Source organism: Bradyrhizobium sp. SHOUNA76 (genome assembly GCF_023006445.1).
Classification (GTDB): domain Bacteria; phylum Pseudomonadota; class Alphaproteobacteria; order Rhizobiales; family Xanthobacteraceae; genus Bradyrhizobium.
Map to the genome: position 1 here is coordinate 1 of NZ_JALBHA010000135.1, position 12,977 is coordinate 12,977.

Annotated in this window: 2 protein-coding genes; both read right to left on the reverse strand. The window is 65.3% G+C overall.

Annotated elements, in window-relative coordinates; genetic code table 11:
* On the reverse strand, positions 1-4,887 hold a 4,887-nt coding region (locus tag MOV74_RS16625; RefSeq protein WP_309486810.1), incomplete at its 3' end, for a non-ribosomal peptide synthetase.
* Between the two features lie 50 nt (positions 4,888-4,937).
* Entirely contained in the window at positions 4,938-12,968 is an 8,031-nt protein-coding gene (locus tag MOV74_RS16630) for a non-ribosomal peptide synthetase (RefSeq protein WP_246924425.1), read from the reverse strand.
* Between the last annotated feature and the right edge of the window lie 9 nt (positions 12,969-12,977).

Here is a 12,977-nt window from a genome sequence, read left to right on the forward strand (position 1 = left end):
GAGCGCCAGCCCGACCACGATATCGGTCCCGACGCTGCGGTCCCGCAATCGCCGCGCCAGCCGGTTGGCACGCGCGTTGAGCGCGGCGTAACTCAGCTCCGTCTCGCCGAATACCAGCGCGATCGCTTCGGGTGACCTCCGGACCTGTGCCTCGAATTGGGCGACGAACAACCGCTCTCCCGAATATTGCGCATGCGTCCGATTCCACGCCTCCAGCAAGAGCTGGCGCTCCTCGACAGGCAGAATGTCGAGCTGCCGGACCGGCGCGCGCGGCGCGTGTTCCAGCATCTCGGCCAATTGATCGAGCGCCCGCTGCATCAAGGCGCAGATGTGATCGGCCGAGAACGGACGGACGATCTGAGCAGTCAAGCCAAGCGCCTGACCATAATCCTCGACGGCCAGCATCAGGGGATAGTTGGTGCGTTCTTCGCCACCGAGCCATTCGATGCCGGAGCCGTCCTTGTCGGCGACCAAATCGCCCGGCATTGCATTGTGTCGATAGTTCAAGATCGAGCTGAACAAAGGCGCTGGCGCCGCGACGCCGCTGCATCGTTGCGCGAGCGCCAGCGAGGCGTGCTCGTGCGCCATCAGGTCGGTCAGCCGACCATGCGTATCACGAACACTGTCCTCGACCGCCGTGTCATCGAGATCGAGCCGCAGCGGCAAGGTGTTGATGAACAAGCCCATGGTGCGATCACCGCCGGCGCCGGCCTCCATGCGACCGAACAGGACGGTGCCGAACACGACGCGCCCGCGCCCGCTGGTTCGCGCCACCACCTGCCCCCAGGCGAGATGACACAGGCTGGCCAGGCTGACGCCCAGCCGCCGCGCCTGAGCACGAAGCCTTACACTCAGCTGTTCTGGCAGCACCCGCCGGGCTTCCTCAACGCCACGGCCGTCGCCGCGCACCCAGTCCAGCCCAAACGGCGTGGTCGGCTCGTCGATGTCGGCGAGCGTGCCACGGAAGAAGCGCTCATGCTCCGCGGTCGCCGCCGATCCCCGCGACTGCGCCACCAGATTCCGGAACGGATATGGTGGCGACAACCCGTGACTTCGCCCGGACAGGATCTTCCCGACCTCGTCATGCATCACCTCCAGCGTGGAGTGGTCGCCGATCAGGTGATGCAGCAGGACCAGGAGCAGCCAGCGCCCTCCCTTGGGATCGGCGGCGACTGCAAATCGCAGCAGCGGTGGCTGGCCGAGATCAATCCGATGAAACCGCGGATCGAATCGTCGCGCGAGCTCTTCATCCGCGCGGCCTTCGCCATCCAGCACGACCTCGCTGACGACCAAGGGAGCCTGCCGCCAAACCACCTGTGCCGGCGTGGACAGACCGTTCCACACGATGGACGTTCGCAGAATGTCGTGGCGGTCGACCACCTGCCGGACCGCGTCGAGATAGCGATCGAGCAGGTCGCGGTCGGCAAACGCCATTCGGCCGACCAGCAGATACGGATCGCCCTCTTTCGAGAGCAGATGGTGAAAGAGGATACCATCCTGAAGCGGCGAGAGGCCGTAGATGTCCTGGATGTTGGCGACACCGCCGGGAACGCCGGCCACGATGCCGTCGATGTCGGATTGGGTCAACGCGATCAGGGGCAACAGTTCGGGCGTGATTGCCGTCGTCTGCTGGGTGATCCGGTTGACCGGAACGTCGGTTTCTCCGCCGCCATCGAGGCTGGCGGCAAAGTCCGCCAGCACCGGTTTTGCGAACAGCGTGCGCGCATCCGCTCTCAGCGCATGCCGCTGCAACCGCTCCAGCATGCGGACTGCGAGCAGCGAATGGCCACCGAGCTCGAAGAAGTGGTCGCCGCGTCCAATCCGATCAATGCCAAAGAGTTCGGTCCAGACATTCGCGACGATCCGCTCGACATCGCCTTGCGGCTGCTCGAAACGGCGTCGCGCAAACGCATCGCCCTCCGGGGTCGGCAGCGCCTTGCGGTCAACCTTGCCATTCGGCGTGAGCGGCAGTGCATCGAGGCGTACGAAAGCTGACGGCACCATGTAGTCCGGCAAGCACGAACGTAGATGATCGCGCATCGCGCCGGCAAATTCATTAGCATCGAGCCCCGCGCCATCACCGCGACGCGCGGCCACATAGGCGACCAGCCGCGTGTCGCCATGATCCCGGTGCACCAGCACGACTGAATCGGTCACGTCGGCGTGCTCGTTGAGCCGAAACTCGATCTCACCGAGCTCGATACGGAAACCGCGGATCTTGACCTGGTGGTCATTGCGGCCGAGAAACGCGATATTGCCTTCCGGCAAATAGCGCCCGAGATCGCCGGTGCGATACATGCGCGCTGCGGCATCGCCGTGGAAGGGATCGCGCACGAAGCGCTCCGCCGTCAGGTCGACGCGGTTGAGATAGCCGCGCGCAATCCCGGCTCCACCAATGTAGATCTCACCCACCGCGCCGAGAGGAACGGGCGCACCGAATCGGTCCAGAAGATAGATCCGCGCATTCGGCAGCGGACGACCGATCGGGGCAGCGTCGCCATCAAAGCCCGGCGGCCGCAGCCAGCTCGTGGCGCAGACCGTTGCTTCCGTCGGCCCGTAACCGTTGAAGACGGCAACGCCGGGGGGCAATCCCTTGATCAGTTCGGCCCTGGGCAATTCACCGGCAAGGACGAGAACCCGTAGCGCGGCCAGGCGGTCGAGGTCGGTACGCCCGTGCAGCATCGCCGGCGGCAAGGTCGCGTGCGTGATCGCGTTGTCCGCGAGGTAGCCGAGCAATGCCGACGTGTCCTGATGCTTTTGCGGGCCAGCCAGGAACAGCGCGGCGCCCGAGCCCAGCGCCATGACGATTTCCCAGATGCTGGCATCGAAGCTGAACGAGGCAAACTGCACGACGCGGCTGTTCGAATTGACCTCGAACAGCCCCCGCTGCGCCAACGCCAGATTCACCAGGCCACGGTGCTCGACCATCACCCCCTTCGGCCGGCCGGTCGAGCCGGAGGTGTAGATGACGTAAGCGAGGCTTCGCGAGGTCAGTCCTTTGACGAGGTCACCCGGATCCGATGCCGCCTGCCCCGTGACGGTGGATGCGTTCGCTTCCGGATCGACGATCTCGCAGGTCCCATCCGGTAATATCGCGCGTCCCGCGTCGTCAGCGATCAGCACGCGCGGCCCGGCATCGTCGACAATCTGACGCAGCCGCTCCGCCGGATAGGCCGGATCGAGCGGCAGATAGGCACCGCCCGCCTTCAGCACGGCCAGCAGGCTCACCACCATGGCGATACCGCGCGGCAAGCAGATTGCGACGGGCTGGTCCGGCACCACGCCCAAGGCCATTAAGCGCCGCGCAAGCCCGCTCGCTTCGGCATCGAGTTCGCCATAGCTCAGACGAACATCCTCGTACACCAGCGCGATAGCGTCCGGCGTCCTTCTCGCCTGCTCCGCAAACAATTCGTGAATGCAGCGCTCGGAGGGAAACGGTGCCGCGGTCTCGTTCCATGTATCGAGAACGCGCCTGCGCTCCTCGGCACCAACAATATCGATCCGATCGACCACCTGGTCCGCATCGGCAACCATGGCCCCCAGCAAGGACAACAGATAATCCCGGTGACGCCTGATCGTCGCCTCGTCGAACAGCTCCGTCGCATAGTTCATGGAGCCGACGATACGTCCGTCCATCTCGCCCAGACCAAGCTCGAGATCGAACTTGACCTGTTGGAGCGGGATATCGGCGGCCTCGGCCTTGAGGCCGGGCAGCTCAAGGGTCCCCGCCTCGTTGCTCTGCCAAGCGAACACGACTTGAAAGACCGGCGTCTGTTCCAGCCGTCGTAGCGGCTGGGTGATCTCGACGACCTGCTCGAACGGCAGATCCTGATGATCCTGCGCCGCGAGCGCTGCGGCGCGCACCCGGTGGAGCAGCTCGGCGACACTGGGCTCGGCCGAGAGATCGACGCGGACAGCCAGCATGTTGACGAAGAATCCGATCAGCCCCTCGATCTCGGGCCTGTTCCGGTTGGCCGTCGGCGTCCCGATCACGATATCCGCCTGCCCGGAGAGCCTCGACAACACCGCCGCCCAGGCCGCCAGCACCGTCATGAAAACGCTGGCGCGATGCGATTGGCTCAGTCGCCGAATGCCGGATGCGAGCTCCGCGTCGATCTCGATCGGCAAGGACGCGCCGGCGAGCGACCTGACCGGCGGACGAGGCCGGTCCGTCGGCAATTCGAGCACGGCAGGGGCATCCGCGAGCGCCTGTCGCCAATAGTCGACCTGCCGCTGCAATCGCTCGCCCGACAGCCATTGTCGCTGCCAGGCGGCATAGTCCGGATACTGGATTGCCAACGATGGCAACGGATCGTCCTTGCCGGCGGCGAAAGCCTGGTAGAGAGCACCCAGCTCACGTACAAGCACACCGATCGACCAGCCGTCGGAGACGATGTGATGCTGCGTGAGCAGGAAGAGATATTCCCGCTCCGCCGTCCGGATCAGCCGGCCGCGGATCAATGGTCCTGCGGCGAGGTCGAACGGCGTGGTGGTCTCCTCACGGCAGAGGCGCGCGAGCGCCTGCTCGCGATCGTCCCGGCCGCGCAGATCATGTTCGAGCACCGGCACGCGTTCGTGAGCGGGCAGCAGCATCACGCGCGGCTGTTCGTCGACCATGCGAAAGACACTGCGCAGCGCTTCGTGGCGCGCGAACAAACGGTCGATGCCCCGGCGCAATGCGCCGACATCGAGTTCGCCCGAAAGCCGCAATGCTCCACGAATAAGATAGCTGGAATTGGCACCATCGAGCTGCGCCAGCAGCCAAAGCCGTTGCTGCGCAAAGGACATCTCCAGTGATCCGTCGCGCGCCACCACAGGAATCGTCGCAGCGCCGCTCCTGTCGGCATTCCGGCCGCGGTCCCTGGCCAGCGAGATGAGCCTTCTCATCTGCGCGGGATCCAGATCTCGCAAACTCGGCTTTGCCGTGTCAGCCGTACTCATTGCTCCGCCCCGACCAGTTCCTGGAGCTCTTCGGCGTCGAATTCCTGTTCGATCAGCCTGATCGACGCGATGCGCGCAAATGACGCGAGATCGGGATGAGCGAACAGATCCGAGACCGCGATCGACACGCCGATCTCCTGCGACACCCGGCTGAGCACCCGCACGGCAAGCAAGGAATGTCCGCCAAGCTCGAAGAAGTGATCGTTGCGTCCGACCCGGTCGACATCGAGCAACTCCGCCCAGATCCCGGCCAGTGCGAGCTCGATCTCATCCTCGGGCGCCTCATAGGAGCGGCGCGTCAGCGCATCCTCGCCCGGCGCCGGCAGAGCCCGCCGATCGATCTTCCCGTTCGGGGTGAGCGGCAGTTGCTCCAGCACCGTAACCGTCGATGGCACCATGTAATCAGGCAGAATGGCGGACAATGCGTCACGCAAGGCACGGCCGTCGATCGACGGCTCACCGCTGGCATAGGCGAACAATTGGCGGCCGGTCCTGCCCTCAGCGGCCACCACGGCCGCCGCACGCACGCCGCGCTGCTCGAGCAGACGCGCCTCGATCTCGCCGAGCTCGATGCGGAAACCGCGGATCTTCACCTGCCGGTCCGCGCGGCCGACATATTCGATCACGCCGTCGTCGCGCCAGCGCGCGAGATCGCCGGTCCGATAGAGGCGCATGCCGCTATCGCCGAACGGATCCGGGACGAACCGTTCCGCGGTCAGTGCCCCCCGGTTCAGATAGCCGCGGGCCTGGCCAACACCACCGATAAACAGCTCGCCGGTGACACCAACGGGAACGATGTTGAGGTCGGAATCGAGGATGTGTACGGACCTCGCACCGACGGGCCGTCCGATTGGTGCGGGCTGGTGAGGCGTCAGCACGGCGTCATCGACGATCCAGGCCGTCGGCGCGATCACCGTCTCGGTCGGGCCGTAAGCGTTGACCAGAAGGTCGACATCGGCAGCCCCGCGCAATGCCTTGATCCCCGTATCCGACCAGGCCTCGCCGCCGACGATACAGGTCCTGATCGCCAGCCTGCGCCCGCTCTGCCGCAACGCCGCGCTCAATTGATCCGCATAGGCCGGCGGAAGAAAGATCGAGGTCACCGAACTGCGCGCGATCTCGCTGACGAGGTCGTCGATCAACAGGCCGGGCTTCGAGGGCAGCACGAGCGACCCGCCCGTCATCAGCGGCACCAGCCAACGCTCGTGGGCTATATCGAAATTGATCGACGCCGTCTGGAACTCGCGGTCGCGGGAGGTCATGCGGTACAGCCGGCCGATCGCTTCGCAATGCATGGCAAGCGGCCCGCGCGCAACAGCCACGCCCTTCGGCATTCCGGTCGATCCCGAGGTGTAGATGACGTAAGCTAGGCTATCCGGATGGATTTCGACGTCGAGGTTACCGCCGTCGTCGCCGGCGGGTAGCGATGGTTCGTCGATGCAGAGCGCCTCGACTCCGGCCTCACGCAGCACCGGCCCGAGCGGCTCGAGCAGCACGCCTTGCGTCAGAACCAACGTCACGCCGCTGTCACGCAGCATGTAGCCAAGCCGGTCGGCCGGATAATCCGGATCGAGCGGCAGATAGGCGCCGCCAGCCTTCAGAACCGCGAGCAGCGCGACGATCATGTCCGGGCTTCGCGTCAGGGCAATGCCGACAAGCCGATCTGGGCCGAGATTCCAGAAGCGAAGCCGCCGTGCGAGCGCGTTGGCCCGCGTGTTCAACTCGCCATAGCAGATCCGCTGGTCGCCCCATGAGATGGCAACAGCAGAAGGCGCCTGCGCGGCCTGCGCTTCGATATGAGTCACGACGTCGGCGCAGGAAGATGCCGACGATAGCTGCGCTGCGCCGCTCCATTCGAGAATTCGTCGCGCATCTTGGTCGGCTGCCGATTCGAGATCACCGAGCACGCGCTCAGCATTCGCTGCGACCCGTTCCAGCAAACCGTGCAGAATGTCGCGAAGACGCAGGATGGCCGCCTCGTCGAACCGGCACCGGTCATAATTGAATTCGATGTTCAGCCCGTCGCTTGCGGCGAACACCGCAACCGCCAGCGCGTAGTTCGTCGGCGTCACATGCGCCACACGCCCGAGCCGAGGACCACCCTCCCCGCCCCGCAGCAATCCCTCGTCGATCGGGTAGTTTTCGAACACCAGGATGCTGTCGAACAGCGGCTGCCCGGCATGGCCGGCAAGGCGCTGAATTTCGTAGAGCGGCGTCCAGCCGTGCTCGCGCAGAGCCAGGTTCTGCTCCTGCAACTGGCGCAGCCAATCGCCGACGATCGTCTGCGGGTTCGGCGCATCGACGATGGGCAGCGTGTTGATGAAGAGGCCCACCATCTCCTCTGAGCCGGGCAATTCGGCCGGACGGCCCGATATCGTCACGCCGAAGCAGGCTGCGGACTGCCCTGAATGTCGGCGCAGCAATTGTGCCCATACCCCCTGTATGAGCGTATTGAGCGTCACCCGTTCGCGCCTTGCGAACGACTTCAGCCGCTCGGTCAGCGCTGCGTCCACGGCAATCCCGACACTGGCGTGGCCCTCGGCGCCGGAGGTCTTGCTGGTCGCCACCGCGTTCGCGAGCAGCGTCGGCGTTTCGAGCCCCGCCAGCGCGTCGCGCCAGAACCTCTCGGCGCTTTCGCGATCGCGGCCTTGCAGCCATGCAATATAGTCGCGATGGCTGCCCTGCACGGCCGGCAGCGTGACGCCGCTCACGTGCTGCAGCACCTCCGCAATCAGTCTGGCCGAACTCCAACCATCGGCGAAGATGTGATGATGAGTCCAGATCAGCCAGTGACGGTCGTCGTCGAGACGGATCAAGCGAAGACGCTGGAGAGGCGGCTGCGAAACGTCGAAGCCCTTCTCGCGGTCGCGCCGGGATATCTCGGTCAGCGCCGCTTCTAAATCCATGCGCGAGCCGTCGCGCCAGTCCTCTTCGACGAACGGCACCGTGGCATGACGATGCACCACCTGCTGCACTGCGCCCGACAGGTTCTGCCAGACAAACCCTGTCCGCAAGGCCGCGTGCCGGTCGCTGACCACCTGCCACGCGGTTCGCAGTTTGCCGGCATCGACGCCGAACAGTTCGAGCCCGACCTGGTTCACATAGGCATCGTCGGCGCCGTCGCGCAGCGCATGGAACAGCATGCCCTGCTGCATCGGCGAGAGCGGATAGATGTCCTCGATGCCGCGAAGATCCGAGGTCGTCGCGAGCCGATCGAGATCGGCCTGACCGAGCCCGGACAATGCGACATCCGATGGCGTGAGCCCGAACGCTCCATTGCAGCAATGCGCGACCAGTTCGCGCAGTGCATCCCCGTAATGCGCCGCCAGTCGCTCGACTGTCGCGTGCCGATAGCGCTTGCGTCCATATCCGAAAGACAATTCGAGCCGGCCATCACGCACGAGGCCGGTGACATTCAGCCATCCGCGCATGGGTGCAGTGGCGCTACGTGACGGACCTGCACTCTCCGCTGCGAAGGAGAAGCGCTGGGTTGTGCCCATGCCGCCGTCGAACCGGCCGAGATAGTTGAAGACGATCTGCGGCTCCGCCAATTGCGCGAGGGCATGGCGCTGCTGCTCGGAGCCGAGATGGCGCAGCACGCCATAGCCGAGCCCGCGGTTCGGAATCGCGCGAAGCCTCTCCTTGACCGCCTTGATCAGCGAGGCCTCGTCGGCGGCCGTATCTTTCAGTCGGACCGGAAATGCCGTCGTGAACCAGCCGACGGTACGGGACACATCCGCGTCCGGGAAAATGTCCTCGCGGCCGTGGCCTTCGAGCTCCACCGAGACTTCGTTGTGCTGGCTCCAGCGCGACACCGCGCGCGCGAGACCGGCCAGCAACAGGTCGTTGACCTGGGTCCGATAGGCGGCGGGCGCCTGTTCGAGCAGCCGCGAGGTCAGGTCGGCGTCGAACACCAATGAGACCTCGCCGCCGTCACCGACGCGATCGACGCCGCCATGGTCATCGTCACATGGCAGGCGCGCGCCGGCACCGCAATCGCGCCAATGGGGCAATTCGGCCGCAATCTCCGCGGTCGCTGCATAGGCATGCAGCCGTTCGCTCCACGAGGCGTAGGATTCGCTCTTCGGAGACAGCGTGACGGGGCTGCCGCATTGCAGCTGGTCATAGGCCGACACCAGATCTTCCATCAGGATACGCCAGGACACGCCATCGACGACAAGATGATGGCTCACAAGCAGCAACCGTTGGCCACCGTCCGCCATGTCCATGCCGACGGCGCGCAGCAGTGGTCCCGAGGACAGCCGAAGGCTCTCCTGCGCGGCTCGTGCGAGCCCGGCAATTTCCGTCGCGCCACCGACGTTCGCATGCACCCACAACAATTCGGATGGCGCCGGAGGCGGTCCCTGCTCCGCCCGCCAGGCGCCATCCACTTGCTTGAATCTCAGGCGCAACGCATCGTGATGCGCCACGATGACAGCGAGCGCGCGCCGGAGCGTCTCCCAGTCGACTTGCATGTGGGGCAGCAACAGAATCGCCTGGTTCCAGTGATCCCGATGGCCGATGTCCTCAGCGAAGAAGCGCGCCTGGATCGGCATCAGGTGGCGCATGCCGGATGCAGCATCGCCGCCGGTCGACGTCTCCGCGTCCCGCTTCTCTTTCTTCGGGGGCGCCCCCGTCGATATGGCGGCGACCGTCGCCAATCCGGCGACCGTCTGCTGGCTGAAGATCTGCTTCGGCGTCAGCCGGATGCCGCGCTTGCGCAGGCGGGCGATGATCTGGAGGCTGAGGATGGAATCGCCACCGAGCTCGAAGAAATTGTCATTGCGACCGACGCGCTCGCGACCGAGCACCTCGCACCAGACCGCCGCGATAGCAACCTCAATATCTCCCGCCGGCTCGGCATAGCCGGCGGACAGCCCGTCTTCAGCGGGCTCGGGCAATGCGCGACGATCGACCTTTCCATTTGGCGTCAGCGGCAGTCGCGCCAACATGACGATGTGCGACGGCACCATATAGTCCGGCACGATCGCAGCCAGCTGTTGCTTGATCGCATCGGCATGCGGACCAACGCCGCTCTCCGGCACACAATAGGCCACCAGCTCCTGGCGTTCGGCGCTCGCCCCGATCTCGCGCGGAACGACCACGGCATCATCGATCCCGCGTAGCGCCTTGATGACACGCCCGACCTCACCGAGCTCGATGCGATAGCCGCGCAACTTGATCTGATCATCGGTGCGGCCCAGGAATATCAGCCGGCCCGCCCCGTCGCAGCGGACACGATCCCCAGTTCGATAGAGCCGCTCACCTGCTTCCCCGAACGGATCCGGCACGAAGCGTTCTCCAGTCAAGCCCGCCGCGCCGCGATAGCCCCGCGCCAGCCCGGCACCGCCGATATAGAGCTCGCCGGCAACGCCGATCGGCACTTCGTTCAGCGTGTCATCCAGGACATGGGCGCGCAGATTGGCGAGAGGCAGCCCGATCGGAACCGGGCCGTTCTCGCGTTCAGCCACGCACTCATGCGTCACCGCGCCAACGGTCGTTTCCGTGGGCCCGTAATGATTCAGAATCCGGCATTCCGGCCGCAAGCGCCGGACTTCGTCCAGCAATGCGGCGTCGGAAGCCTCTCCTCCCAGGACGAGCGCGTCGCGGGGGAGAAGGTCGGCCGAGCGCGAGGCCTGCAGCAACCCCCGCAGATGGCTTGGTACGATCTTGAGAATGCCGACCTCACCCTCGCGCATAGCTTGCGCGAACGCATCCGCGTCGAACGCGGCTTCCGGAGGCAGCAGATGCAGCGTCGCGCCGGACGCGAGCGCGCCGAACAGGACGGTGTGTCCGAGATCGGCCGCCACCGTCGACACCATCGCCATGTTCGCCGACGGACGCGGCTCCAAGCGTTGCAGCAGAGCCTGTACATAATTGGCCAAGGCGCCGTGCGAGACGCTGACGCCCTTCGGCGCGCCGGTCGATCCCGAGGTATAGATGACGTAAGCGGTCTGTTCCGGGTGAATCGCTGCGCCGACAAGCGGGCTCGATGCCACCTCGCGCGCGGCCTCCGCTTCCGCATCGAGCACCAGGCAACCAAGCCCACGTGCTTCGGCCAACTTCTCACCCACCGCCAGCACGATGTCGATGCCACCGTCCGTCAAGATGCGACGAATGCGCTCCAGCGGCCATTTCGGATCCAGCGGGACGTAAGCGCCGCCGGCCTTCAGCACGCCGAGCAAGGCGACGACGAAGGCCGGCGAACGCTCGATCCACAGCGCGACCGGTGTCTCGCGCGCCACGCCCTTGGCAATGAGAACATGCGCGACACGGTTGGACCGCTGCTCGAGATCAGCAAAGGTCATCTGCTCCCGGCCGCATCGGATGGCCATGGCAGCCTGTCGATCTGTGGTCGCCGCACGGTGACGGCTGACCACATCGGTGAAGCCGAATGCCGCGACCTGCTTCGGCACGGTCTGCCGGCGCCCATCGTCGATGACGAAGTCCGATATCCGCCGCTCGGCATTGTCCGCTATCTGGCGCAGCATCGAATCGAACTGCGCCGCCAGCCGCGCGATGGTCGGACGATCGAATAGATCGGTGGCGTAATTGAACGTCACCTTCATGCCGGGCGCGCCATCGATGACGTCGAGCGCGAGATCGAAATGCGAACCTGCGAGATCGATGATGTCGATTTCGGCGCTGAGCCCTTCGACGCCGGCGAATCCGCCCGGCGCCGTCATGTAGTTGAACTTCGCCTGGAACAGCGGATTGTGCCCACCGCTGCGTTCGGGCCGGAGGCCGTCGACCAGCATTTCGAAAGGAAGATCCTGATGAGACAGCGCCTCAACCACCGATTCCTTGACCTGATACAGCAGGCTCGGGAAGCTCGCTTCGCCGGCGATTTCTGCCCGCAACACCAGCGTATTGACGAAACATCCGATCAGCCGCTCAAGCTGCGTATGACGACGCCCCGCGATCGGCACGCCCACTCTCAGATCGTTTTGCCCGGTGTAGCGATGGAGCAGCACCTGATATGCGCCGAGCAGCAGCATGAAGACGCTGACGCGCTGCTTTCGGGCGATCTCCCGGAGCCGGACGGCGAGCGCGCCGTCGATGGCAAGACCAATGGTATCGCCGGCATGGCTCTGGAGCGCCGGACGCGACCGATCATGCGGCAACGCCAGGATCGGATGAATATCGCCGAGCTTGGTGCGCCAATACGCGAGCTGCCGATCGCCCTCGCCTCCCGAGAGCCAGTTTCGCTGCCAGGCCGCGAAGTCCGCATATTGAATCGCCGGAATCGGCGGCGAGCCTGCACCCTGACCGATGCCGCTGCGATAGAGAGCGGCCAGCTCTTCGAGCAGCACATCGAGCGACCAGCCGTCGACGATGATGTGATGGGCCAGCAGCAGCAATTCGTAGGCATCGTCCGCGAGCTGGAGCAGCACCGCGCGCAACAGCGGCCCATTCACGAGATCGAACGGCTTGCCGAGCTCGGATCGCTTGAGCGTCTCCGCGAACTCGGCGCGTTCCCGCGCAGAATACGGCCGGAGATCCTCGTGGCGGAAGCCAATGCTCATGACATCGTGGATGAGCTGCGTTCCGCGGCCGTCCCTGGCGACGAACGTCGTGCGCAATATCTCGTGACGACGGACGATCTCTCCGAGAGCGCGCGACAGCACGGCATGATCGAGCCGCCCATTCAGGCGAATTGTGCTTGCAACGGTATAGGCTGTCCCGGCCGGATCCATGTTCCATAGGAACCACAGCCGCTCCTGCGCGTGCGACAGCATCGCACGATCGGCCGAGGCGGCCCACGGGATCTGCGGCAGCGTCCGTCCAGCCTCAGTCCCCGCCAGGGCATCGATCCAGCTAGCGAAGGCCGCGAGCGTCGGGGCGTCGAAGAAGGTGCGCAGCTCCACTTCAACGTTCAGGCGTTCACGGATCGCAGCGGCAACCTGGCCCGCCGCGATCGAGTTTCCGCCCAGCACGAAGAAATCGTCCTCGCGGTGCACCGCCGCGACGTCAAGCGCATCGCGCCAGATCGATGCGACGGCGCGCTCGGTCTCGTTCGCCGGCACGGTCAAGGC